General features: G+C 74.4%; 18 protein-coding genes and 1 pseudogene. 9 read left to right on the top strand and 10 right to left on the bottom strand.

Going from position 1 to position 23,133, the window contains the following annotated elements; all coding sequences use genetic code 11:
- Nucleotides 1-189: 189 nt before the first annotated feature.
- Nucleotides 190-2,034, bottom strand: coding sequence for an NAD-binding protein (locus AB0N76_RS06605; protein ID WP_363553817.1), 1,845 nt, complete (start codon nt 2,032-2,034; stop codon nt 190-192).
- A 172-nt stretch (nt 2,035-2,206) separates the two neighbouring features.
- Between AB0N76_RS06605 and AB0N76_RS06600 the strand changes: the two genes are divergently transcribed.
- Nucleotides 2,207-2,806 (top strand): DUF308 domain-containing protein, encoded by a 600-nt coding sequence (locus AB0N76_RS06600; RefSeq protein ID WP_363553815.1) that lies wholly within the window; start codon nt 2,207-2,209, stop codon nt 2,804-2,806.
- A 66-nt stretch (nt 2,807-2,872) separates the two neighbouring features.
- On the opposite strand, the gene AB0N76_RS06595 is transcribed toward AB0N76_RS06600, so the two are convergent.
- Entirely contained in the window at nt 2,873-4,327 is a 1,455-nt protein-coding gene (locus AB0N76_RS06595; protein WP_363553813.1) for a CoA transferase, read from the bottom strand.
- Between the two features lie 21 nt (nt 4,328-4,348).
- Nucleotides 4,349-4,978 (bottom strand): LysE family translocator, encoded by a 630-nt coding sequence (locus tag AB0N76_RS06590; RefSeq protein WP_363553811.1) that lies wholly within the window; start codon nt 4,976-4,978, stop codon nt 4,349-4,351.
- A 121-nt stretch (nt 4,979-5,099) separates the two neighbouring features.
- Between AB0N76_RS06590 and AB0N76_RS06585 the strand changes: the two genes are divergently transcribed.
- Both AB0N76_RS06585 and AB0N76_RS06580 read left to right on the top strand, forming a co-directional pair.
- On the top strand, nt 5,100-5,558 hold the full coding sequence (locus AB0N76_RS06585; RefSeq protein ID WP_363553809.1) for an Lrp/AsnC family transcriptional regulator: 459 nt from the start codon (nt 5,100-5,102) through the stop codon (nt 5,556-5,558).
- 93 nt (nt 5,559-5,651) lie between these two features.
- Nucleotides 5,652-6,407 carry an N-acyl homoserine lactonase family protein gene (locus AB0N76_RS06580; protein WP_363553807.1) on the top strand — a complete coding sequence of 252 codons (756 nt, stop codon included), beginning with the start codon at nt 5,652-5,654 and terminating at the stop codon, nt 6,405-6,407.
- A gap of 55 nt (nt 6,408-6,462) precedes the next feature.
- Here the strand turns inward: AB0N76_RS06580 and AB0N76_RS06575 are convergent, their stop codons facing one another.
- Nucleotides 6,463-7,782 carry a cytochrome P450 gene (locus tag AB0N76_RS06575; protein WP_363553805.1) on the bottom strand — a complete coding sequence of 440 codons (1,320 nt, stop codon included), beginning with the start codon at nt 7,780-7,782 and terminating at the stop codon, nt 6,463-6,465.
- 390 nt (nt 7,783-8,172) lie between these two features.
- On the opposite strand from AB0N76_RS06575, the gene AB0N76_RS06570 reads away from it, so the two are divergent.
- Nucleotides 8,173-9,006, top strand: a complete 834-nt coding sequence (locus tag AB0N76_RS06570; protein WP_363553803.1) for a hypothetical protein — start codon at nt 8,173-8,175, stop codon at nt 9,004-9,006.
- 388 nt (nt 9,007-9,394) lie between these two features.
- On the opposite strand, the gene AB0N76_RS06565 is transcribed toward AB0N76_RS06570, so the two are convergent.
- Nucleotides 9,395-9,727 carry a zf-HC2 domain-containing protein gene (locus AB0N76_RS06565; protein ID WP_363553801.1) on the bottom strand — a complete coding sequence of 111 codons (333 nt, stop codon included), beginning with the start codon at nt 9,725-9,727 and terminating at the stop codon, nt 9,395-9,397.
- A 55-nt stretch (nt 9,728-9,782) separates the two neighbouring features.
- Between AB0N76_RS06565 and AB0N76_RS06560 the strand changes: the two genes are divergently transcribed.
- From AB0N76_RS06560 to AB0N76_RS06545, 4 genes are all read left to right on the top strand, one after another.
- A complete protein-coding gene (locus tag AB0N76_RS06560) occupies nt 9,783-10,370 on the top strand; it encodes a sigma-70 family RNA polymerase sigma factor (RefSeq protein ID WP_363553799.1) in 588 nt (195 codons plus the stop codon).
- 314 nt (nt 10,371-10,684) lie between these two features.
- The gene (locus AB0N76_RS06555) at nt 10,685-12,139 is read left to right on the top strand and encodes an MFS transporter (RefSeq protein ID WP_363553797.1); all 1,455 of its coding nucleotides are present in this window, start codon (nt 10,685-10,687) and stop codon (nt 12,137-12,139) included.
- 55 nt (nt 12,140-12,194) lie between these two features.
- Nucleotides 12,195-13,559 carry a cytochrome P450 gene (locus tag AB0N76_RS06550; RefSeq protein WP_363553795.1) on the top strand — a complete coding sequence of 455 codons (1,365 nt, stop codon included), beginning with the start codon at nt 12,195-12,197 and terminating at the stop codon, nt 13,557-13,559.
- Between the two features lie 108 nt (nt 13,560-13,667).
- Complete coding sequence (locus AB0N76_RS06545) at nt 13,668-14,675, top strand: isocyanide synthase family protein (RefSeq protein ID WP_363553793.1); 1,008 nt, start codon at nt 13,668-13,670, stop codon at nt 14,673-14,675.
- A gap of 320 nt (nt 14,676-14,995) precedes the next feature.
- Here the strand turns inward: AB0N76_RS06545 and AB0N76_RS06540 are convergent.
- From AB0N76_RS06540 to AB0N76_RS06530, 3 genes and pseudogenes are all read right to left on the bottom strand, one after another.
- Nucleotides 14,996-15,769 (bottom strand): annotated as a pseudogene (locus AB0N76_RS06540) (ABC transporter ATP-binding protein); the annotation flags it as partial.
- Nucleotides 15,766-16,902 carry an iron ABC transporter permease gene (locus tag AB0N76_RS06535; protein ID WP_363553791.1) on the bottom strand — a complete coding sequence of 379 codons (1,137 nt, stop codon included), beginning with the start codon at nt 16,900-16,902 and terminating at the stop codon, nt 15,766-15,768. The gene AB0N76_RS06535 and the pseudogene AB0N76_RS06540, both read right to left, overlap by 4 nt.
- 3 nt (nt 16,903-16,905) lie before the next feature.
- Complete coding sequence (locus AB0N76_RS06530; RefSeq protein WP_363553789.1) at nt 16,906-17,997, bottom strand: ABC transporter substrate-binding protein; 1,092 nt, start codon at nt 17,995-17,997, stop codon at nt 16,906-16,908.
- Nucleotides 17,998-18,171: 174 nt separating this feature from the next.
- Between AB0N76_RS06530 and AB0N76_RS06525 the strand changes: the two genes are divergently transcribed.
- Nucleotides 18,172-18,951: a helical backbone metal receptor gene (locus AB0N76_RS06525; protein WP_363553835.1), complete on the top strand. Its 780-nt coding sequence runs from the start codon at nt 18,172-18,174 to the stop codon at nt 18,949-18,951.
- 123 nt (nt 18,952-19,074) lie between these two features.
- Here the strand turns inward: AB0N76_RS06525 and AB0N76_RS06520 are convergent, their stop codons facing one another.
- Nucleotides 19,075-21,174 carry a hypothetical protein gene (locus AB0N76_RS06520; RefSeq protein ID WP_363553787.1) on the bottom strand — a complete coding sequence of 700 codons (2,100 nt, stop codon included), beginning with the start codon at nt 21,172-21,174 and terminating at the stop codon, nt 19,075-19,077.
- Nucleotides 21,175-21,436: 262 nt separating this feature from the next.
- Nucleotides 21,437-22,984, bottom strand: a complete 1,548-nt coding sequence (locus tag AB0N76_RS06515; protein ID WP_363553833.1) for a lipase maturation factor family protein — start codon at nt 22,982-22,984, stop codon at nt 21,437-21,439.
- Nucleotides 22,985-23,133: the final 149 nt, after the last annotated feature.

Raw genomic sequence — 23,133 nt, 5'->3', positions numbered from 1 at the left:
ACCGGCGGCCGTCCGTCAGCGGTGCTGGAAGGAGGCGGGGCGCTTCTCGGCGAAGGCGGCCATGCCCTCCTTCTGGTCGGCGGTGGCGAAGGCGGGCGACCGGCGGCTGACGACCGGCGGCTGACAACTGACAACTGACGGCTGACAGATTTCAGCTGACGGATGACAGCTGACAGATTTTGATATCTGTCAGCTGTCATCCGTCAGCGTCGTCGTGTTGAGGCGGGCCAGGCCGCTGCGGGTGGCGGCGACGACGATGCGGTCACCGGGTTCGAGGGCGCGGGTGCGGTCGGCGTACCTCCACTGGTAGATCTGCGGGTTGCGGGCGAGGCGGACGGCGAGGACGCGGACGCCGCCCTGGTCCTCCAGGTCGTGCCGGTTCAGGCCGATCAGGCCGGTGCCCAGGTCCGCGCGCAGCTCGGCGATGAGCAGGACGTGCCGGAACACCGAGAGGGTGCCGAGCACCTCACGTCCCATCAGGGCGGCGGCGAAGGCCGGGGCGGAGAGGTAGGAGGTGGACCGCGAGGCCACGTTGTCCAGCGTGGCGTACACGTGGCCGGCGAAGTTGTCGTCGAAGAGCCGGAGCACGACGCGCACGTCGGGCCGGACGGCCCGGGCCTCCAGGGCCGCCTCCAGGTTGGTGGCGTCGTCGCCGCTGACCGCGACGACCGCGCGGCTGTGCTTGAGCCGGGCCCGGCGCAGCTGTTCGGCGAGCGGCCCGTCGTCGACCACGACCGGTACGCCGAGGGCCCGGACGGCGGAGATGCCGCGCGCCTGCGGGTCGCGTTCGAGCCCGACCACCGGGACGCCGAGGCCGTGGAGTTGGGCGACCACCCGGGTGCCGACGTTGCCGAGTCCGACCACGACGACGTGGTCCCGGGTGCCGGCGCCCGGGTTGCGGGGCTGGCCGCGCCGGCCCGAGGCGAGGACCTCGACCATGATGGCGGTGGCGACCGGCGCGAAGGTGATGCCGCAGAAGGTGATCACCACCTGGGCGACCCGCTGCCAGGTGCCGCCGGTGCCCGTCCCGGCGGCGGCGTCGGCGGGCTGGTCCGGCTGGGCGGCGCCGGCCAGGTCGAGCAGCGAGACGTAGAGCGACCAGCCGAAGTCCCGGTTGAGGTACCAGAGCAGGCCGAAGGCGAGCAGGACCGCCGCCAGGGCGATGATCAGCACCAGGCGGAGCCGGGCGCTGGTGAAGAAGCGCAGGGTGTCGAGCAGCCGCCAGCGCAGCCGGCGCCACCAGGCGATCCGCACGGCGGGTTCGCTCCGCAGGGTCTGGAGTGCGGCGGTGCCCCCGACACTCTCCCCCACCAGGGCCGAAACCTCTTCCTCGTCACCCCCGGTCCCGGCCGCGCGGCGGGCTTCGGCGGCGTTCCGGATCGGTCCGTCGTCGCCGAACTCGCTGGCCAGCCGGACGAAGGAGGCGGAGTCGCCCTCCTGGTCGGGCAGCAGGCGGATCCGGCCGAGGTCCTGGCGGTCGATCCGGTCGGCGACCACGCAGATCCGGCTGGAGTCGATGTCGTCGTCGTAGGCGATGTACAGGAAGCGGTCGCCGACCTGGACGGAGTTGGGCCGGGAGAGCGCGGCGTCGGCGAAGGCGGGCGCGGCGGTGGCGGAGCCGGAGAGCGCGGTGCCGTCCCGGAGCAGCCGTTCGATGTTCTCGCCGAGCCGCTGGTTGAACATCCGCAGCACGATGCGGATGTCGGGGTTGTGGCCCTGGGCGGAGAGCGCGGCGTGGATGTTCTCCTGGTCGCTGCCTTCGACGAGGGCGATCCCCCGCGCGGTCTCGACCCGGACGGCGCGCAGCGCCTCCTCGGTGACGCTGCTGAATTCGACGACGGCGGCGACGCCGTCCAGTTGCTCGATCCGTGGCGCGTGGTCGCGCGTGCGGTCCGGGACGAGGACCACGACGGGCACTTCGTAGTGTTCGACGAGTTCGAGTGCGAGGCGGTGGGCGAGCGCGTTGCCGCCGCAGACGATGTAGTGCTGACTGATCGGCTCGACCGGAGGGGTCCCCCACCCTTCAGAAGTCATATCGCCGGATGATATCGACGGCGAGTGAGGAGGAGATGGACATTCGGCGACCGCGGGGATACCAGTTCGTTCCCCCGAACGGGTGCATCCGGCGGGCGCCCCGCGCCGGGCGCGGCGATCGTGAGGAACGCCCCGCCGCCCGCTGCGGGCCCACCCTCAGGAGGACGCCACCGTGGTCAACCCGATCATCACCCCCGACGGTTCCCCCGTGCAGGGTCCGCTCGGGCTGCTCGCCAAGGCGGCCTGGCAGGTGCTGCTGATCGCCGGGCTCGTCTCGCTCGGCCTCGGGATCGTCGTCTTCGCCTGGCCGAAGCAGACCCTGCTGGTGGTCGGCGTGCTGTTCGGCCTGTACCTGCTGGTCATCGGCATCGTCCAGCTGGTCGCCGCGTTCGGCACGCACGCCAGCACCGCGTTGCGCGTGCTGGCGTTCATCAGCGGCGCGATCTGCGTGCTGCTCGGCCTGCTCTGCTTCCGCAGCGCGGCGCAGTCGCTGCTCCTGCTGGCGATCTGGATCGGCATCGGCTGGCTGTTCCGGGGGATCACCCAGCTCGCCGCCGTGGTCTCGGACGAGTCCATGCCGGCCCGCGGCTGGCAGGCGTTCGCGGCCGTCGCGAACACCCTGGCCGGTGTGCTGCTGATGGTCTGGCCGGTCGGTTCGATCGCCGCGCTGACCATCCTGGCCGGCTGCTGGCTGGTGATCCTGGGCCTGGTCGAGATCGTGACGGCCTTCCAGGTCCGCAGCACGGCGAAGCGGATCCCCTCCGGCGTCTGACCGCCCGGACGGTACCGGTGCCGGGTGGAGGGACTCGGCCCCCGGCACCGGCAACCGGTCGCCCGGTCAGCGCCAGGCGGCCGGGTCCGTCCCCCAACGCCCCGGCGGGCGCGACCAGTCCGCCGGGGCGCCCGCGTACGCGACGGGCGGCAGGGCGTACCGGAGCCGGCCGTACGGCGAGTCGGTCTCGGCGAGCCGGCGCGCGGGGTCGTAGGGCTCGTCGTTCGGGCGGACGTGCGGGTCGGCGGTGGGGGCGATGCCGTGCAGCAGCCAGGAGGCGGTGCCGGCCAGCGAGTAGCGCAGGTGGCGGCCGCCGGGACGGGTGGTGCGCTGCTCGGTCAGGGCGCGCAGCACCCCGGCCGCGATCAGGTAGCCGGTGCCGTGGTCGAGGGCCTGGGCGGGCAGGGCGCCGGGGCGGCCGTCGGGGCCGGCCTCGATCGCGGCGATGCCGACACCCGCCTGGACCAGGCTGTCGAAGCCGCGCCGCCCGGCCCAGGGGCCGGTCCAGCCCCAGGCGTTCAGGTCCGCGACGATCAGGCCCGGACGGCGGGCGAGCAGGGCGTCGGGGGCCAGGCCGTGGGTGTCCAGGGCACCGGGACGGTAGCCGGTGACGACGACGTCAGCGGTCGCCAGCAGTTCCTCGAAGACCGCCCGGTCGGTGGGGTCGGCGAGGTCGAGGCGGGTGGACCGCTTGCCGAAGCCGGTGTCGGCGTGCGCGTCCTCGGCCTCGGGCAGGCGGGGCGAGTCGATGCGCAGCACGTCGGCGCCGAGCAGGGCGAGGGTCCGGGTGGCGACCGGGCCGGCGATCACCCGGGTGAGGTCGAGGACGCGGACTCCGGCGGCGGGCAGGTCCGCGCCACCCAGCGGCCGGGGGGCGGTCTCGTCGACGGTCCGGATCGCGACCAGCGGCAGCACGGTGTCCCGGGCCGGCGCGACGGCGACGGCGAGCGCTCCCGCCGCGTACGCGCGCTCCTGGACGGTCGCGGCCGGCCGCTCGCGCAGCGCGGCGGCGAGCTGCTCCGGCCCGGTGTCGGCGGGCAGGTCAAGGGCGGTGAGCAGCCGTTCCCGGTGGTGCGGGTAGTTGGCATGGGTGCGGAGCCAGCCGTCGGCGGTCCGCCAGAAGCCGGAGAGTGGGGCGAAGGAGACCGGGGCGCGGCCGTCGATCCGCAGGTGGCGCTCGCTGACGAAGGCGGTGGCCACCGCGCCCTGGTCGATCCGCACCTGCGGCACCGCGCCGCCGGCGCGCAGCGCCGCGAGTTCGGCGGCGGCCAGCGAGCAGGCGGCGACGGTGGCCCGGGCCAGTCGGCGGACGGGCAGCCGGGAGGGCAACACGGCGTCGGGCCCGTGGAAGGAGACCCGCTCCGGCAGCGCGTCCGGTCCGCCGAGGGCGCGCCAGGCGTCGGCGGTGGGGCCGTCGACGGGGGCGGCGGAATCGGTGGCGCCGAAGTGGGCGGCACCGGAGTCGGTGGCCGCGGGATCGGCGGCGGACCCGGACCGCGAGGCGTGCGGAGAATCGATCATGCTCGCATTCTGCTCCCGCCGTCAGGCGGTCGCTGTGACCCCCGCCACCACCATCAACAGCACCGCCGAGACGGCGGTCATCCGGCGGGCGGCGGCCGGGTTGCCGCCGAAGCGGCCGCCGAGCCGTCCGCTGGCGTGCGCGACCAGGGCGTAGACGACGGCGCAGGCCAGCACGTTGAGCGTGCCGAGGACGAGCACCTGGCCGCCGACCGGCAGTCCGGCGTCCGGGTCGACGAACTGCGGCACCAAGGAGAGGTAGAGCAGCAGGCCCTTGGGGTTGAGCAGCGCGGTGAGCATCGACTGGCGCAGCACGGTGGCGGTCGGCTGCGGCCGGGGTTCGGCGAGGACGGCGGCGCCCCGGCCGCGGCGCAGCGCGAGCAGCATGGTGCCGGCGAGGACGAGCAGGTAGCCGGCGCCGACCAGGCGCAGGACCGGCAGCACGGCCGGGACGGCGCGCAGCGCGGCGGCGAGTCCGGCGCTGGAGAGCACGGTGTGCACGGCGTAACCGGCGCAGACTCCGGCGACGGCGGTGAGCGCGGCGCGCCGTCCCTGGCCGAGGCCGCGGGCGGCGATGTAGAGCCAGTCCGGGCCGGGGGTGCAGACCAGCAGCAGGTCGACCCCCAGGAAGAGGAGGAGGGCGTGGGTGTCCATGGGTGTGATGACCTGTCGTGCCGAGCCGGGCGTTTCCGGTCACTGAAGGTAGCCGGATCGGCCTGGCACACGATGACCGGTTCATGCTGGTCGGAGCAGGTTTTTGGCAGAATATTGCGCCATGGACCGTATCGACCGCAGAATCCTCCACGAGCTCCAGCAGGACGGCCGTCTCACCAACGCCGAACTGGCCGCCCGCGTCGACCTCACGCCCTCGCCCTGCCTGCGCCGGGTCCGTCAGCTGGAGCAGGACGGCGTGATCCGCGGCTACCGGGCGCTGCTGGACGGCGCGGCGGTCGGACGCGGCTTCCAGCCGTTCGTGACGATCACCATGCGTCACGAGGACCAGGTCACGGTGGCGGAGTTCGAGCGGCGGGTGGCGGAGCTGCCGGAGGTGGTGGAGGCGCACCGGCTATTCGGCGAGCCGGACTACCTGCTGCGGATCGCGGTGGCGGACATCGCCTCGTACGAGCGGTTCATCACCGATGTGCTGTCCGGGCTGCCGGGGATCGCGCAGGTCAACTCGCACCTCACGATGAAGCAGGTCAAGGCCGACCGGGGCATCCCGACCGGCACCTGAAACCCGGGGCTGAGACCGGCGCCTGAAACCCCGGGGCTGAAACCGGGGGCCGCTGGGCAGGGATCCGCGGACGAACCACCCCTGGAGGCAGGTATGACCCGGCAGACCCGGCCCGCGTCCGCGATCCGGCGGCTCGACCTCGGCTACTTCGTCCGCCCCGCGACGGAGACCGGCGGCCCGAAGCCGCGGGTGGAACCGGCGCTCGCCTACCTGGTGCGCCGGCCCGAGGGGCTGCTGCTGTTCGACACCGGGCTCGGCGAGGGCGATCCGGGGACGGACGCGCACTACCGTCCGGTGCGGCGGCCGCTGCGGACGGCGCTGGCGGCGGCCGGGGTGGCGCCGGACGACATCGACCTGGTGGTCAACTGCCACCTGCACTTCGACCACTGCGGCGGCAACCCGCTGCTGGCCGGGGTGCCGGTGCTGGTGCAGGCCGCGGAGCTGGCGGCGGCCCGGGCCGGTGACTACACGATCGACGCGCTGGTGGACTTCCCGGGCGCCCGCTACCGGGAGCTGGCCGGAGAGACCGAGGTCTGGCCGGGGGTGCGGGTGGTGCCGACACCGGGCCACACCGCCGGGCACCAGTCGCTGGTGGTGACGGACGACCGCGGCGACGGCGGCAACGGCGGCAGCGGCGGCGCGGTGGTGCTGGCCGGCCAGGCGTACGACTTCGCGTCCGAGTACGGCTCGGCGGTGCTGGCCCGGCGGGCGGCCCGCGAGGGCGTGGTCGGGGCGCCGTTGCCGCCGTACCCGGCGTGGCTGGACCGGCTCGCGGAGTTCGCCCCGCGTCGGGTGCTGTTCGCGCACGACCACGCGGTCTGGGAGCCGTCCGAGGCGTCCGCACCGTAGGCGCCGTCCGAGCCGTCCGAGCCGTCCTGACCGGACCACGAGCCCGGGAGGCGGCTCAGCAGGTGAAGCGGAGCGCGCGGACCCGGTGGTCGAAGTTGGACGGGATCAGCTCCGGCTCGCCGACCGACCGGGCCTCCGGGAACCGGGTGAACAGCTCCCGGTAGAGCACCTTCATCTCCTGCCGGGCCAGGTGCGCGCCGAGGCAGTAGTGCGGCCCGCCGCCGCCGAACCCGAGGTGGGGGTTGGGGGTGCGGGTGATGTCGAAGGCGTCGGGGTCGGTGAAGACGGCCTCGTCGCGGTTGGCGGAGCCGAAGTAGAGCACCACCTTCTCCCCCGCCCGCAGCAGCGGCCCGTCGGGTCCGCCGAGCCGGTGGTCGACGGCCAGGGTGCGGCGGAACTGGATGATGGGGGTGGCGTGCCGGATGATCTCGTCCACCGCGCCGCCGAGGTGCCGGTCGAGGTCGCCGAGGAGCAGGGCGCGCTGCTCGGGGTGGGCGGTGAGCAGGTGGAGGCCGTGCGCGAGGGCGTTGCGGGTGGTCTCGACGCCGGCGACCAGCAGCAGGGAGAAGAAGGCGCCGAGCTCGCGGCCGGTCAGCCGGCGGCCGTCGACGTCGGCGGTGACCAGGGCGGAGATCAGGTCGTCGGTGGGCCGGCGGCGGCGTTCGCGGCCGAGTTCGGCAACCATGCCCTGCATCCGGGCCAGCGCGAGCAGGCCGCGGCCGGGCATCCGGATCCGGGCGCGCAGCGGGCGGGCGACGCCGGTGTTCTCGGAGGCGTGGTTGACCTGGTCGAGGATGGCGCGGCGGGGCTCCTCCGGGATGCCCATCATGTTGCAGATCACCTGGAAGGGGAGCTCGGCGGCGACCGAGGTGACGAAGTCCTCGGGCCGCTCGTGCTCGACCCGGTCGACCAGGTCGGTGGCGATCCGGCGGATGTCCTCTTCGACGCGCGCCATCAGGCGCGGGGTGAAGGCCCGGGAGACGATGCGGCGCAGCTGGGCGTGGCGGGGGTCGTCGAGGTTGACCATCGAGTCGCCGAAGAGGAAGCGGACCCAGCGGGCCGGTTCGGGGGTGGTGACGCCGGGGCCGCTGAGGAAGACGGCGGGGGTGCGGCTGGCCTCGACGACGTCGGCGTGCCGGACCAGGGCGTGGTAGCCGCGGCCCGTCCGCTCGCGGACGTGGAGCGGGGCGGGGCGACGGCGCAGTTCGGCGAAGGCGGCGGCCCGGGTCGGGGCGGGCAGCCGCCAGAACGCGGGGTCGGCGAGGTCGGCGGCGTGGCCCGCGCACGCGTCGGAGGCGGTGCCGGTGGTCGCGCCGGACGCGGTGATGCCGGATTCGGTGATGTCGGAGGTGGTGCCGGATGCGGTGGTGCCCATGCCGGGCCTCCTGTCCCCGTCGATGTCCTTGCCGTTTGCGTCGTCCCCGGCGTCCATGTGCGCGGAGTCACATGGGGTCACTCGGGGTCACATCTAGTACGCATCGGCATGGAAGCTGTCAAACCGGTAATACCGTCTGAAATACGGCCTTACTGGGGCTTCTCCGGCGTCCACGGGGTCCCGAACCGCCACTCAGCGCCCCCGGACCGTCGAGATCCGGCCACCAGGCCGCACCCGCCCGGTTCCCCCGGCCGACCTCTCCTGGACGGCGACGGCGCCCGAACGGCTTGCCCGGCAGACCCCGCCCGAGGTGGCCGGACATGCTCTCACAGGGACGGAACCGGCCAATACCGGAGGGCGCGGTACTGGCTGACGGAGGCGGGTGCGACGATGAGTGTCATCGTGATGACCGACCGGATCCGCTCGCTGCGCGCCGTGGTCTTCGCCGCGCTCTGCGTGGCGCTGGCCGCCACGGCGCACGTCGCCATGGCCGGTAACGGTGTCTCCCCGCCGGTCCTCGCGGGCGCCTTCGTCCTCACCCTCACCCTCACCTGGCTGCTGGCCGGACGGCGGCGCGGGTTCTGGCTGATCGGCGCCTGGATGTCGGCGGCGCAGCTCGCGCTGCACCTGACCTTCGAGCAGGCCGGCACGCTCTCGGCGGGCGGCGGTCTCGGCCGGATGGCCCGGACCGACTGGGCCGCCCTGCTGCTGTGCAACCCGGAGGCGACGCCCAGCGGGCTCTCGCCGGAGGACCTGGCCCGGATGGCCGGACTGGATCCGACGGTGCCGCCGGCCGTCCCGCCGCTGGCCGCCGCCGTGCACCACGCGCACGGCGCGGCGGGCGGCAACGGGCTCCCGTCGGCTCCGCACGGGAGCGGTTCCGGCATGGCGGGCATGGCCGGCATGTCCGGGCACGGGATGGCCCCGCACGGTCTGTCGACCGGCATGATCGCCGCCCACGTGCTCGCCGCGCTGGCCTGCGCGCTGCTGCTGTGGCGCGGCGAGACCGCGCTGACCCGGCTGTTCGAGCTGCTCGGCGCACTCGGCTCGGTGCTGGCGGGGGCGCTGCTGGCGCCGCTGCTCGCGCTGGCCGTCCGTCCGGTCGGGTACCGGCCGCCGGGCGCGCCCAGACCCGTCGGCCACCGGGCCCGGCTGCCCCGGCTGGTCCTGCTCTCCCATGCCCTCGTACGTCGCGGCCCGCCGTCCCCCGTCCTCGCCCGCTGACGCGCCCACCGCTCCTCCCGGACACCGCCGGTGTCCACCCTGGCGGCGGGCAGGTCGCCCTGCGCCGCACCCGTGCCGCCGGGTACCGCCGTCCGCTCCGGATCCGATCGCGAATCGACCGCGCGCCACCGCCTCCCACCGGGACGGCCGTGGCCCGCCGTGGACGACCGGGTGCTCCGGGGTGCCGCCGGTACCGACGGCCGACCGCGCCACCAGGGCCCGGGCCGGCACGCACCACCGTCCCGCCGCTCCGACGGCCGGGGTCCGGGGCGCGCGCCGCCCAACGACGCCCACGGTTCCGCCCGCAGCGGCACCGCACCCCGCCTTCCCCTCAGGACCTCCGATGCCTGATCTCGACGGCGCACCGGCTCCGACCGGCGCCACCGTCCTACCTCGTCCGACCGCCGTGCCCCTGTCCGGGACGGCCCTCACCCCCGCCCGGCTCCGCGCCGGGCTCCGCGTCGGGCTCCGTAGCCCGCTCCGTTCCCCGCTCAGGGCCCGGCTCCGTGCCGAGGTTCGCGAGGAGCTTCGCCGTCCAGTCGGCCGACGGGCCGCCGACCGGGTCCGCGAGCAGGGGACCGCGCAGTCGCTCCGCCCGCTCCAGCCAGTCCCGGCAGGCCGCGCAGCGCGCGACGTGCTTGTCCAGCCGACGGTCCGGCACTCCGGCCGGTTCGCCGTCGAGGCGGGCGGACAAAGCGGTACGGAGTTGCGCGCATCTCATATGACCATCGTCCCGCACCTGCTCCGGCGCGGGACCGTCCGGGTGGGAGGCCACCGTGGATGACGAGCAGCTGACCACCCTCGCCCTCGCCGCCCGCGAGGGGCGGTCCGCCGATGTCGAGGCCTTCGTCCGGGCGACCCAGCGGGATGTGTGGCGGTTCGTCGCCCACCTCACCGATGTGCAGTCCGCCGACGATCTGGCCCAGGAAACGTTCCTGCGCGCCCTGCGCAGCCTGCCCGGGTTCGCCGGACGCTCCTCCGCGCGCACCTGGCTGCTGTCGATCGCGCGCCGGACCGTGATCGACCGGTACCGCACCGCCGCCGCCCGGCCGCGCTTCGCCGCGCTGCCGGACTGGCAGGAGGCCGCCGAGCGGCAGGGCGGCGCGCCCGCCGCGGGCTTCGAGGACTGCGTCGCGCTCGGCGACCTGCTCAACCGGGTGCCCGCCCAGCGCCGCGAGGCCTTCGTGCTCACCCAGGTCGTCGGGCTGAGCTACGCCGAGGCCGCCGAGGTGGCCGGCTGCCCGGTCGGCACCGTCCGCTCCCGGGTGGCCCGGGCCCGGGAGGAACTGATAGCCCGCCTGCGGGCCGCCGAGGCGGCCGACCCGATGCCGGGCGCGCCCGCCGAGCTGGCGGCCGCCTGCTGAGACGGGCCGCGCGCGGCGGCGCTGACGAATGACAGCTGACGGATGACAGATTTCAGAATCTGTCATCCGTCAGCTGTTTTCTGTCATCTGTTTTCTGTCAGTTGTCAGCCATCCGCCGTCGCTCCTCGGCCACCCCCGCCCCCCGCCTTCCGTCCTCCGTAAGCGATCAAGATCAGCCACCCTCGCCATGATCCGGCCAAGTCAGAAAAATCCCCCACCTGTTCGGAACTGTCGTCCGGGCGCCTCCGACTGCTGTACCGGACGCCGCCGCCGAGGTGGTGTCCGGAGAGCACGGGGGAACGGAGGAATGACCCATGGCAACGCAGCAGTCGCCCGCGGCCGGCACATCGGGTGACGGCCCGGCGCAGCCGGAGGACCGGTGGAGCCTGGTCTTCGCCGCGGGGTTGCTGTCCTTCGTCGCGATGCTCGACATGAACGTGGTCAACCTCGCGCTCACCGACATCGCCGATGCCTTCGACGTCTCCTCGACGACCGCCCAGTGGGCCGTACTCGGCTACCAGCTCCCCCTGGTGGCCCTGCTGCTGCCCGCCGGACGGTGGCTCGACCAGGTGGGCCTGCGCGCCGCGCTGCTCTTCTCGGTCGGCGCCTTCGCGCTCTGCAGCGCGCTGGCCGCCGCCGCGCCCTGGGCGGGCTGGCTGATCGCGGCACGGCTCGCCCAAGGCGCGTTCGGCGCCGTGCTGTTCGTGCTGATGCCGGTCCTGGCGGCCACCGCCGTCCGGCCGGAGCTGCGCGGACGCGCGATGAGCGTGCCCGCCACGCTCGGCCCGCTCGGCGCCGTCACCGGCCCGGTGATCGGCGGCCTGCTGCTGGACCACGTCGGCTGGCGCGCGATCTTCCTGGTCAAGCTGCCGATCTGCCTGGCCGCCTGGCTGATCGCGAGCCGCGACGCCCCGCGCGGCGGCCGGCTGCGGCTGCCCGACCGCGGTTCGCTGGGCGACGCCGCGCTGATCGGTTCGGCCGTCGCCGCCGTGCTGCTCGGCCTCACCCTGGCCCCGACCGCACCGGTCTGGCTGCTGCTCGCCCTGCCCTCCGTCCCGCTGGTGCTGCTCTGGCTGCGCCGGCCCGGCGGACGGCCGGTCGAGGCCGTGCTGCGCGCTTCCGGCACCGCCGGCGTGAACGGCTCGGTGCTGGCGCTCGCCGCCGGCTTCGGCGCCACCCACTACCTGCTCGCCCAGTACCTGCGCCGGGACGACGGGGTGAGCGCCACCAACACGGCGCTCACCATGCTGGCGTTCCCGCTCGGCATGGTGGTGGCCGGCCGGTTCGGCGGGCGGCTCGCGGACCGCTGGGGCGCCCGCCCGACCGCGCTGACCGGCGCCGCCGTGACCGCGTTCGGCCTGCTGCTGCTCGTCCCCGTCGACAGCGACTGGTCCTCGATCGACATCGCCTGGCGACTCGCCCTGGCCGGTGTCGGCATGGGCCTCAACGGCGGTCCGGTCCAGGCCCTGGTGATGTCCTCGGCCCCGCCGGCCCAGCTCGCCACCGCCGGCTCGGCCGTCCAGCTCGCGCGCAGCCTCGGCTTCGCGCTCGGCCCGGCCCTCGGCACGGCCGCCACGCTCTACGGCGCCACCGAGCTGGCCGGCGTCCACGCCGGGCTCACCCTCGCCGGGCTGATCGCCGCCGTCGCCGTCCTCCTCCTGACCCTGCACCACCGCACCAACCGCGCCACCGGCACCAAGGACGCCGCCGGAGCCACCGGCGACGACCGCACCACCGGAACGAACCGGAAGATCCGCAGCGGGGCGTGACCGACCGTCACCACCCCACCTGCGCACCACAGATCCCCACCGGAGGAACATCCGCATGACCGACACCGTCCACGACCCCAACGCGGCGGCGGAAGGGGCCGACGGGCCGCGCTGCCCGTTCGGCTACGACGAACTCCCCGATCCCGTCCCGCTCTACGGGGCGGAGTACAAGAGCGACCCCTATCCCCTGTACCGGCAGATGCGGGCGGCCGGCCCGGTCCACCGGGTCACGTTCCCCAGCGGCGTGGGCGCCTGGCTGGTGACCGGCTACAAGGCCGCGCACGAGGCGCTCAACGACCCCCGGCTCGGCAAGAACCACTCGCTCGGCAACGAGGACTGGCGCCGTCTGGCCTCGATCATGCCCGAGCCGCAGCACTCGCAGCTCCAGGTGCACCTGCTCCACCAGGACCCGCCGAAGCACACCACGATGCGCCGGCTCGTCCTGGACGCCTTCTCACCGCGCCGGGTGGAGTCGCTGCGCCCGCGCATCCAGGAGCTCGCCGACGCGCTGGTCGACGAGCTGCCGCAGACCGCCCCGGCCGGCGGCGCCGACCTGGTGGCGGGCTTCGCGGCCCACTACCCGTTCCGGGTGCTGGCCCTGGTGATCGGCCTGCCGCAGGAGCTCGCGGTCAAGTTCGACCGCGACTGGGGCAAGGTGGTGCAACCGGTCGGCCCGCAGGACCCGGGCCGACCGGCGTACGAGGGCCGCCTGCGCGGCCTGCAGACCTACATCGCCGACGTGGTCGCGCACAAGCGCGCCACCTACGACCCCGCCGGGCCGGACGTCGATCTGCTCGGCCGACTCGTCGCGGCTTGCGACGCCGGCCAGTTGAGCCCCGAAGAGCTCGACTCGATGGTGTTCCAGCTGCTGGTCGCCGGCCAGGAGCCGGTCACCAACCAGATCACCACGATGCTGATCACCCTGCTGCGCCACCCGGAGCAGCTCGACCGGCTGCGCGCGAGCCTCCTGCCGGAGGCGGCGGGCGGCCCGGACGCCGACCTGCTCACCCGCGCCATCGAGGAACTCCTGCGCTACGACGGCGCGTTCGAGCTCACCACCTGGCGGTTCTTCGCCGAGGACAGCGACCTGCACGGGACGACCATCCCGGCCGGCGACTCGGTGATCGTCTCGCTCAACGCCGCCAACCGGGACGAGGCGCAGTTCACGGACACCGACGTCCTGGACTTCGACCGCTCCCCCAACGCCCACCTGGCGTTCGGCCACGGCATCCACTTCTGCCCCGGCGCCGCCCTGGCCCGGGCCGAACTCCAGATCGCCATCGGCACATTGCTCAGCCGACTCCCCGGTCTCCGGCCGTCCGTCGCGGACGGTGAGGAGATCGACTCGCTCGCCTGGGTGCCCGCGGTCCTCGCCCGCGGCGTGAACCGGCTGCCGGTCGCCTACGACCGGCGGAACTGACCGGCCCGCCCGGGAACCACCCGGCATCCACCACAGCGTCCCGGCGACCGTCGCCGGGGCGTGGCTCCGCCTGCCCGAAGCCCGTACACCGTTCCGTGGAGGACCAGCATGCCGCCCGCCGGCACCGTCACCAGCAACTCCCAGACCAGCAAGCCCCAGACCACCAACGAGGCCGAGGTGACCGACTACACCGCGCCGGACGAGCAGACCGTGGCCCGGATCTCCGCCGAGATCCTCGACCTGCTGCTGCCGCACCGCCGTTCGTCCGACCCCGAGGTCGACGCCACTCCCGCCGACTTCCCGCTCCAGCTGGAGCAGCTGGCCGACTTCATCACGGCCGGGGACCCGATCCTGTTCACCCTGCCCGGGTTCCCCTGCAAGTCGCCCAACACCGCCAAGGTGCTCGGCCACCTGCCCGACGAGGGCGAGCGGCTCTCGCTCACCTTCCTCAACCGGCTCGCCGAGGAGATCGGCAAGCTCTACGAGCCCGGCGCGCAGATCCTGATCTGCTCCGACGGCCACATCTTCGGTGACCTGATCCACGTCCCCGACGACCACATCGACCAGTACTCCGACGAGTTGACCGCGATGATCGAGCGCGAGGGCCTCACCAACCTCGCCACCTTCGACCTGCGGGCCGTCCTCGGCGACCTGCCGTTCGACGAGAAGCGCGCCCGGGTGCACGCCAAGTACGCGCCCACCCGGGAAGAGCTGCGGGAGCAGGTGATGACCGACGAGGAGACCCTCAAGCTCTATCGCGGCATCACCCGCTTCCTCACCGAGGACACCTTCGGCTGGACCGGCACCAAGTCCGCCCTCCAGCGCGACTGCCGCGACCGCGCCTACGGCGTCATCCAGCGCAGCCGCGCCTGGGGCGACCTGATCGCCGAGCAGCACCCCCGGTCGTTCCGGCTCTCCATCCACCCGCAGAAGGTCGGCGTGCTGAAGTTCGGCATCCGCCTGCTGGACCACACGGACATGTGGATGACCCCGTGGCACTCCTCGGTGCTGCACCGCCCGGACGGCGGCTGGGAGCTGATGCGCAGCGAGGAGGCCGCGAAGGTCGGCCGCCTGGTCGAGCGCAACGGCCGGCCGAGCCACTACGAGACCTCCTGACGTTCGACGGAGGTCCCGGCCACGGCCGGGGACGCGACGACCGATGATGCCGCGGCCGGGGCAGCGACCGCGGAAGCGACCGATGACACGGCAGTCGTCGACGACACGGTAGTGGCCGACACCACGACAGGTGCCGGAGCCGGTGCGGGGCCCGCCCCCGCCGGCTCCGGCACCTTCGTGTTCGCCGGTCCGCCCGCCTTCGCCCGGGATAACGGCGCGTCGGAACCGCCCGCGTCCCCCGAGCCGCCCGCGCTCCCCGAGCCCGCGTTTCCCGAAGTGCCCGCGCCCGCCGACCCGCCCGCGTTCCCCGGGGCGGGCGCGCCGGCCGGGGCGCGGTGGTCGAAGGCGATCAACGGGTCGCCCGTCAGCGGGTGTTCGACCACCGCCGCCCGCACCCCGAACACCTCGGCGAGCAGCTCGGCGGTCAGCACCTCGCGCGGCGTCCCCGAGGCCACCAGGGTGCCCTCGTGCAGCACGTGCAGCCGGTCGCAGACCGAGGCGGCGGCGTTCAGGTCGTGCAGCGCGACCAGCGTGGTGCGGCGCTGCTCGCGCAGCAGGGCGAGCAGCTCGACCTGGTGCCGGACGTCCAGGTGGTTGGTCGGCTCGTCCAGTACCAGCACGTCCGGCTGCTGAGCCAATGCCCTTGCCAGCAGGACGCGTTGGCGCTCGCCGCCGGAGAGCTGGGCGAACCGCCGGTCCGGCGCGTGCGCCATGCCGACCCGGTGCAGCGCCTCGTCGACCAGCCGGTGGTCCTCCGCGTCGTCCTTCGCGAACGCCCGCTTGTACGGGGTGCGGCCCATCGCGACCACCTCGCGGACGGTCAACTCGAAGTCCCCGCCCCGCTCCTGGGGCAGCGCTCCGATGTGCCGGGCGGACTGGGCCGGGCTCAGTTCGGACAGTTCCCGGCCGGCCAGCAGCACCCGCCCGGCGCTCGGCTTGAGGTGCCGGTAGACGGTGCGCAGCAGGCTGGACTTGCCGCTGCCGTTGGGACCGACCAGGCCGGCGATCTCGCCCTCCTTGGCGACCAGGTGGACACCGGCCACCACGGTCCGCCCGGCGAGGGCGACGCTCAGGTCTTCGACGGCGATTCTCAATTCCGCTCCAGTCGTCGGTCCAGCAGGTAGAGCAGGGTGGGCGCGCCGAGCAGTGCGGTGACCACACCGATCGGCACCTCCTGGCCGTCGAGCGCGGTGCGGGCGAGCAGATCGACGACGACCAGCAGGACCGCGCCGGTGAGGGCGGAGAGCGGCAGCAGCCGGCGGTGGTCGCCGCCGACCAGCAGCCGGCAGACGTGCGGGACCATCAGTCCGACGAAGCCGATCGCGCCGGAGACGGCGACCAGGACGCCGGTGAGCACGCTGGTGACCGCGAAGATCTCACGGCGCAGCCGGACCACGTCGACGCCGAGTCCGGCCGCCGTCTCGTCGCCCATCAGCAGGGCGTTGAGGCCCCGGGCGCGCCCCTGGAGCAGGGCCAGTCCGAGGGCCACCGCGATGGCGGGGACGAGGAGTTGGCTCCAGGTCGCGCCGCTCAGGCTGCCCATCAGCCAGAACAGCACGCCCCGGGTCTGCTGCTCGTCACCGGTCTGCAGGACGAGGTAGCTGGTGAGGCCGGTGAGGAACTGGCCGATGCCGATGCCGGCCAGGACCAGGCGCAGCGGGGAGAACCCGCCGCCGCGCCGGGCCAGCAGCCAGACCAGCGAGAACGCGGCGAGCGCCCCGAGGAAGGCGGCCACCGAGACGGTGAGTCCGGCGATCCCGCCGATGGTGAGCTCCAGGCCGAGGCCGGTGCCGAGGACGATCACGGCGACGGCGCCGAGCGAGGCGCCGGAGGAGATGCCGAGCAGGTACGGGTCGGCGAGCGGGTTGCGGACCAGGGCCTGCACGGTGGTGCCGACCAGGCCGAGCCCGGCCCCGACCATGGCGGCCAGCAGGGCGCGGGGGACGCGCAGTTGCCAGACGATGAGGTCGCGGGTGCCGGGTTCCGGGCTCTGCCCGGTCAACCGGTGCCCGACCACCGACCAGACCTCGCCGGGCGGGATGTCCACCGAGCCGAGCGAGACGGCGGCGGTCAGCGCGACGACCAGGGCGGCGACGAGCACGGCGGCCAGCGGCCCGGCGCGCAGGGTCCGGGTGCCGCGGGCGCCCCGGGCGGCCGGGGTGCCCGGGGTGTCCGCACTGCCCTGGGCGCCCGGGCCGTCCGCGCGGTCCGTGGTGGCCTGGGCCATGGCCTACTGCCCGTTCTTGACGAGCGTCGGGTGGACGGTCGCGGCGATCTGCCGGACGGTGTCGGCGTTGCGGATCCCGGCGATGGTGGTGACCTCGGAGCCGAGCCGCAGGAAGTGCCCCTCCTGGACGGCCTTCAGGCCCTGGGTCGCCGGGAAGCTCTTGAGGAAGGCCTCGGCCTCGTCGAAGGCCTTGCGGTTGGCCTCCTCGCTGCCCCGGTTGCGCACGGCGAGCTGGATCCAGTCCGGGTTCTTCGCGACCACGTCCTCCCAGGAGACGGGCTTGAAGTCGCCTTCGCAGTCGGCGAACACGTTGCGCGCGCCGGCCAGGGTGATCACCGCGTTGGCGACCTGCTTGCCGCAGATCGCCATCGGCTGCTTGGTCCCGGCGTCGAAGTCGAAGACGAAGTAGCCGGGGCGCTGCGCCTCGGGGACGGCCGCGGTGGCGGTGCGGACCTCGCCGATCTGCTTCTCCATCGCGCCGACCAGCTCCTCGGCCCGGGCGGCGGTCCCGGTGACCGCGCCGAGCCGGCGGACGTCGTTCTCGACCTCGGCCAGGTCGGTGCGGGGGCCCTTGGCGGCCTTCGGGCCGGAGGCGCAGGCGGTGGAGAGGAGCAGCACGTGCTGGATGCCGGCGGCCTTGAGCTCCTCCTCGGTCGGTCCGGCGCCCGCCGCGCCCATCCCGGGCATCGGCCCGAAGGTGTCGACGTAGAGGTCGGCGCCGGAGCCGAGCAGCTTCTCCTTGGGGATCATGGTGTCGCCGAGCACCGGCACCTTGGCGCCCTGGTCGGCGACGGCGGCCGGCAGGCTGCCCTTGCCGGGCGGGAAGCCGGTGCCGATGATCCGGTCGCCGGCACCGAGTTCGAGCAGCATCTCCAGAGCGGCGGCGTCGGTGGTGACGATCTTCTTGGGGGCCTGCTTGACGCTGGTCTCCTTGCCCGCGCAGTCGACCACCTTGACCGGGAACGCGCCGGCGGCGGACGCCTGCGTGGCACCGCCGCCGTTCGAGCTGTCGCCGCTCCCGCTACCGCCGCTGGAACAGGCGGTGGCGAACAGGGCAACGGCGGCCGCGATACCGCAGAACACGCGAGGGCGCATCAGTAACTCTCCTGGTCAATGGTCGTGCACGGGTTCGTCCTGTGAACCCGGACCAGGTAGTCGGGCGTTGTGCCCGGCCGGTTCCCGCGACTTTGCCCGATCGGTCCGGTCCAACCAGAGGACGGCTAGGGTGACGTGGTGACCACCCCCTCCGCGCCCGTCGACGACCTCGGCCTGACCGTTCCGCTCGGGCCGGGACCGGTACGGCGGGTGGTGTCCCTGGTGCCCTCGCTCACCGAGGCGGTCGCCGCCGCCGCGCCGCCCGGACTGCTGGTCGGCGTCACCGACTGGTGCACCCACCCCGCCGGCCTCGACGACCGGGGCGTCACCCGGATCGGCGGCACCAAGAACCCGGACGTGGAGCGGATCACGGCCCTCGCCCCGGACCTGGTGATCGCCAACGAGGAGGAGAACCGCCGCCCCGACCTGGAAGCGCTGCGGGCGGCCGGCCTCCCCGTCTGGGTCACCGACATCCGCACCCTCGACCAGGCGTTCCGCTCCCTGCACCGGCTGCTCACCGTCGGCTGCGGCCTGCCCCGCCCGTCCTGGCTGGACGCCGCCGAGGCGGCCTGGGCGGCGGCCGGCCCGCTGCCCGGTCCGGCCCGCCGGGCGGTGGTGCCGATCTGGCGCCGCCCCTGGATGGTGCTGGGCCGCGACACCTTCGCCGGCGACCTGCTCCACCGCCTCGGCCTGCGCCTCCCGCACGCCGACGACCCGGACCAGCCCGCGCGCTACCCCGCCGTCCCGCTGCCCGAACTGCTCGCCGTCCGGCCGGACCTGGTGGTCCTCCCGGACGAGCCGTACCGGTTCACGGCCGAGGACGGCCCGGAGGCGTTCCCGGGCATCCCGGCGGCCCTGGTGAGCGGCCGGCACCTCACCTGGTACGGCCCGTCGCTGGTGGAGGCGCCCGCCGTACTGGCCGAGCAGCTGGCGCGGGCGCTCACCCGGGAGTAGGGCGCGGGGGCGGCAGCGGGCACACGGGAAGGGCCCCGGGGCGCGGTCTCGAACCGTGCCCCGGGGCCCTTCACCACCGACTGTCCGGCGGGGTTGTCCTGCCGGGTTGTCCCGCCGGGTCCGTCAGCCGCGCGCGGCGGCGACGGCGCTGCCCAGCGCCTCCTTGATGCGCGGCCCGAGGCGGGCGAAGCCCAGCTCCTTCATCGCCGCCCGGAGCAGTTCCTCGTCGTTGCGCGCGACCCCGTCGGCGTCGATCCACCGCACGATCGCCAGCAACTCGTCCGCCGAGTACGCCGTCACCGGCCGCCCGGGCGTGAACTCGGGCTTCTTGGGCTTCTTCGGCTTGGCGACGGCCACGGGCTCGGGCTCGGGCTCGGGATCGGGCTTGGGCTCGGCAGCAACCTCGGCGACCTCGGCGACCTCGGCCACCTCCGGCTCGGGCTCGACCTCGGGCTCGACGGCAACGGGCTCGGCCTCGGGCTCGACCACCGCTTCGGCCACCTCGACCTCGACCTCGGCCGACGTCTCCTCAACCTCGACCTCGACGGCAACGGGCTCTGCCACGGGCTCGGGCTCGGGCTCGGGCTCGGGCTCGACCACCGCTTCGGCAGCGGGCTCCGCAACCTCGGCTTCGACCTCGACCTCGGGCTCGACCGCCGCCTCGACGGTCTCCTCGACCGCTTCCTCTTCCTCCGCCTCGGGCGTCTCGGCGACCGGTTCGGCCTCGACGACGAGTTCCTCGACGGCCGGCTCGTCGTCCTCGACGGGCGGCGCGATGGTCTCGGCCTCGGGGGCCGACGGCTGGGCCGGCGGGGTGGGCGTGGTGCCGAGCAGGTCGTCGGCGGCGGGCGAGGGGGCCGGGAGGGTGACGACGAGCGGCTGCTCCTTGGTCAGGACCGGAACCTCGGCCTTCGGCTCCTCGGTCTCCGGCTCCGCGACCTGGGCCTCCGGCTCCGTCGCCAGCTCAAGCTCCGTCTGCGTCAACGACTCGGTGGCGGCATCCTCGGCGACGTCGTCGATCTCGGTGTCCGCCTCGGCCTCGGCAGCAGCCTCGACAGCGGCCTCGGCGGCGGGCTCGGTCTCCACCGGGGCCGCCACCTCCGCCACGGCCTCAGCGTCTGCCTCGACGTCGACATCAACATCGACGTCGACCTCAGCCTCAACCGAGGTCTCCGCCTCGACACCGGCCTCCGCCTCGACGTCCGCCGCCAGCCCGTCGCGCTGGCCGCCGGCCAGGGCCTGACGGGCGGTGTAGGCGGCCTCGGCGGCGCGGCGGTCGGCGCGGGCGGCGGCGAGTTCGGTGAGGAGGTCGGCGAGGCCGGCCTCCTCCAGGCTCGCGCGCAGGCTGCGGATGGTCGGCAGCCGGTAGAGGGTGCCCTCGTCGGCGGCGAGGCGGTCGACCAGGTCGACGAGGTCCGGGAAGGACAGCGCGTCGAGGTCCCGGCCGGGGAGCAGGCGGGCGAGCTCGCGGACGCCGGTGTTGATCGCCTCGAAGGTCTGGGCCGTGCGGCCGGCCAGCGCCGCGTCGGCCGGCGGGACGGGCCGGCTGCCGGCGGGGGCGAGGGCCGCCCACGCGCGGCGTTCCACCTCGGCCGAGGCGAGCGCCTCGTGCAGGTCCTGCTGGCGCGGGCGGCCGGGGGTGACGGCGAGGGCGTTGGCCTGCTTGCGCAGCACGCGGGCGCGCAGCCAGGTGAGCTTGACGCCGCGCTCGCGCCGCCAGCTCCGGTCGGCGGTGGCGGCGACGAGGGCGTCGAGGTCGGCCTCGTAGGCGGCCGGGCTGAGGATGGCCGCGGTGCGGCGGACGAGCTGCAGCATCTCGACGAGGACGGCGGTCTTGGCGACGGTGTCCGGCGCGTCGATCTTGACGCTGGTGGCGAGCGCGGTGACGTCCTCCCAGACCTGCTGCAGGTCGCGGCCGCGCAGTTCGGCGAGGGCGGTCGACCCGGCGCGGGCGTCCTCGGGGGTGGCGACGGTGTCGACGGCCGCGTACCAGGGGTGGGTGTCGGCGGTCAGGGTGAAGGCGCCGAGTTCGGCGTAGCGGCCGAGGTCCTCGCGGAGGTCGGGGTCGGTCGTCGGGCGTGCCTGGCCGCGGGTCTGCTCCGGGGCCTTGGTGTCGGTGACGTCCTTGGGGTCCGTGGCGTCCTTGGCGTCGCTGGCGTCCGTGACGTCTGCGGAGCCGGCTGCGTCGGCCGCGTCGGCGTTGCGCGAGTGAAGCACTGTCATGTGAGGTCCGGTTCTGGGCGGCTGCGGCGGGGCGGGCGGCGAGGGGGCTCGGTGGTCCGGGTGCGCGGTGGGCCCCGGCGGGAGGGGCTTGGGGGGCGCGCGGTCGGGCCGCCGGTTGTGGAGGCCAAGAATACGGGTGCCCGTTCGAGCCTTGCACGCACCCACCGCCCCTCGGAGCGGTGTGGCGTGCCATACCGCCCACCCGGGCGCCACCCGGAAGGGCCGGTCGGGTGGTCCCTCGACCGCCACTCGGGTGGCCGGGTCACCCACCGTCCCCCCGGCCGGGCCTCCCACCCGGCCGCCGACCCGGCCACCCACCGGACCACCGACCCGAGCGCCCACCCGCCCGTCCGCCGGGTGGTGCGGCCGGGGGCCGGTGCCCGGCGCGGGCGAGGGTGGCGAGGTCGACGGGCGCGAGGTACTCGGACAGCGCGGTCCGGTGCCACCACGCGCCCGTTTCCCGCAGTTCGCGCCAATCGGTGAACCGGTAGTGGTGGAGGGTCGCCCGGACGTGGGTCGGTGGGCGGTCCGGGAAGGGGTTGTGGCGCAGCAGGCGCAGCGTGTCCGGGTCGTTGACCAGCAACCGGGTGACGAACGGCAGGAACCAGGGCCGGGCGTACCCGGACGAGATGCCGGCGAACCACATCAGCCAGTCGAGCCGCAGGTGGTAGGGGGCGTACTGGCGCGGGAGGCGGCGCACGTCGCCGGGTTTGCCCTTGAAGCCGTACTCCCGCCACACGGTGTGCGGGGTGATGGCGGGATCGTCGGTTCCTTCGAGCACCACCTCCCGGCGGGTCCGGTTGACGCTGCCGAACGCGCCGTAGGTGTTGACCAGGTGGATGCGGTTGAAGGAGCGGTTCATGACCTGGCCGCGGGAGAGCATGTTCCGGACCGGCCAGTAGCTGAGGGCGAGGACGGTGGCGGTCAGGGCGAGGGCGAGCGCCTCGAACCAGGCGGGTGCGGCGCCGTAGCCGCGCGGGTGGACGGCCAGGCCGAGGCGGGCCGGGTCGACGGCGGCGAGGGCGAGCGTGATGGTGAGCCAGTTGAGCCAGGCGAAGTTGCCGGAGGCGACCAGCCACAGCTGGGTGGCGATGACCACGCAGGCGGCGTAGCCGGCGACGGGCTGCGGGAGGAGGAGGCAGACCGGGACGGCCAGTTGGGTGACGTGGTTGGCCGCCGCCTCGACGCGGTGCAGCGGCTCGGGCAGGTGGTGGAAGAACCAGCTGAGCGGTCCGGGCATGGGCTGGGTCTCGTGGTGGTAGCGCAGGCAGGTCAGGTCGCGCCAGCAGCTGTCGCCGCGCAGTTTGATCAGTCCGGCGCCGAACTCGACCCGGAAGACCAGCCAGCGCATCAGCCAGAGGACCGGGGTGGGCGGGGCGGTGTCGGCGTTGCCGAGGAAGGTGGCCAGGAAACCGGCTTCGAGCAGCAGCGATTCCCATCCGAACGAGTACCAGGTCTGCCCGACGTTGACGATCGAGAGGTAGAGCGTCCAGAGCGCCGCCCAGCAGAGCATCGCCGCCCAGAGCGGGACCAGGTCGCCGAGGCCGCCGACCAGCGCGGCGGAGAGGGCGGCACCGGTCCAGGCGACGGCGGCGAACCAGCGGTCGCTGTAGTGGAGGTGGAACAGGCCGGGTGCGTGCCGGAACGGGACCCGGGCGGTGAAGCGCGGGACGGGCAGCATGCCGCGGGCGCCGATGAGGGCGCGGAACTGGAGGGCGGCGGCGAGGAAGCCGGTCAGGTAGAGGGCGGCGAGGAGCCGTTGCACGAGCAGTCGGCTGAGCCAGTACTCGGGGGCGGCGAACCACTGCATGCGGCCCATGCCTACCACCGGCGCGCGCCGCTGGGGCGCCGCCACGCCACAGCACCGTGGCGGGGAGCCTCTCCTCGGGGGTGAGAGGCGCCCCGCCACGGCGGTGCGGTGCTCGCTCGGTTTCGGTGCTGCGGTCCGGTGGGTGCCGT

Origin of the sequence: Kitasatospora sp. NPDC093806, from assembly GCF_040683335.1 — a bacterium.
Classification (GTDB): domain Bacteria; phylum Actinomycetota; class Actinomycetes; order Streptomycetales; family Streptomycetaceae; genus Kitasatospora.
Note: the sequence above shows the minus strand (reverse complement) of the source record. Positions and strands in the feature narration are given on the sequence as shown.

What these genes read in the sequence shown, in the direction of transcription:
- AB0N76_RS06555 (WP_363553797.1), top strand. Translation starts at nt 10,685, where the DNA reads ATGGCAACGCAGCAGTCGCCCGCGGCCGGCACATCGGGTGACGGCCCG.
- AB0N76_RS06515 (WP_363553833.1), bottom strand. Translation starts at nt 22,984, where the DNA reads ATGCAGTGGTTCGCCGCCCCCGAGTACTGGCTCAGCCGACTGCTCGTG.
- AB0N76_RS06570 (WP_363553803.1), top strand. Translation starts at nt 8,173, where the DNA reads ATGAGTGTCATCGTGATGACCGACCGGATCCGCTCGCTGCGCGCCGTG.
- AB0N76_RS06605 (WP_363553817.1), bottom strand. Translation starts at nt 2,034, where the DNA reads ATGACTTCTGAAGGGTGGGGGACCCCTCCGGTCGAGCCGATCAGTCAG.
- AB0N76_RS06565 (WP_363553801.1), bottom strand. Translation starts at nt 9,727, where the DNA reads ATGAGATGCGCGCAACTCCGTACCGCTTTGTCCGCCCGCCTCGACGGC.
- AB0N76_RS06580 (WP_363553807.1), top strand. Translation starts at nt 5,652, where the DNA reads ATGACCCGGCAGACCCGGCCCGCGTCCGCGATCCGGCGGCTCGACCTC.
- AB0N76_RS06575 (WP_363553805.1), bottom strand. Translation starts at nt 7,782, where the DNA reads ATGGGCACCACCGCATCCGGCACCACCTCCGACATCACCGAATCCGGC.
- AB0N76_RS06595 (WP_363553813.1), bottom strand. Translation starts at nt 4,327, where the DNA reads ATGATCGATTCTCCGCACGCCTCGCGGTCCGGGTCCGCCGCCGATCCC.
- AB0N76_RS06535 (WP_363553791.1), bottom strand. Translation starts at nt 16,902, where the DNA reads ATGGCCCAGGCCACCACGGACCGCGCGGACGGCCCGGGCGCCCAGGGC.
- AB0N76_RS06550 (WP_363553795.1), top strand. Translation starts at nt 12,195, where the DNA reads ATGACCGACACCGTCCACGACCCCAACGCGGCGGCGGAAGGGGCCGAC.
- AB0N76_RS06530 (WP_363553789.1), bottom strand. Translation starts at nt 17,997, where the DNA reads ATGCGCCCTCGCGTGTTCTGCGGTATCGCGGCCGCCGTTGCCCTGTTC.
- AB0N76_RS06590 (WP_363553811.1), bottom strand. Translation starts at nt 4,978, where the DNA reads ATGGACACCCACGCCCTCCTCCTCTTCCTGGGGGTCGACCTGCTGCTG.
- AB0N76_RS06585 (WP_363553809.1), top strand. Translation starts at nt 5,100, where the DNA reads ATGGACCGTATCGACCGCAGAATCCTCCACGAGCTCCAGCAGGACGGC.
- AB0N76_RS06520 (WP_363553787.1), bottom strand. Translation starts at nt 21,174, where the DNA reads ATGACAGTGCTTCACTCGCGCAACGCCGACGCGGCCGACGCAGCCGGC.
- AB0N76_RS06545 (WP_363553793.1), top strand. Translation starts at nt 13,668, where the DNA reads ATGCCGCCCGCCGGCACCGTCACCAGCAACTCCCAGACCAGCAAGCCC.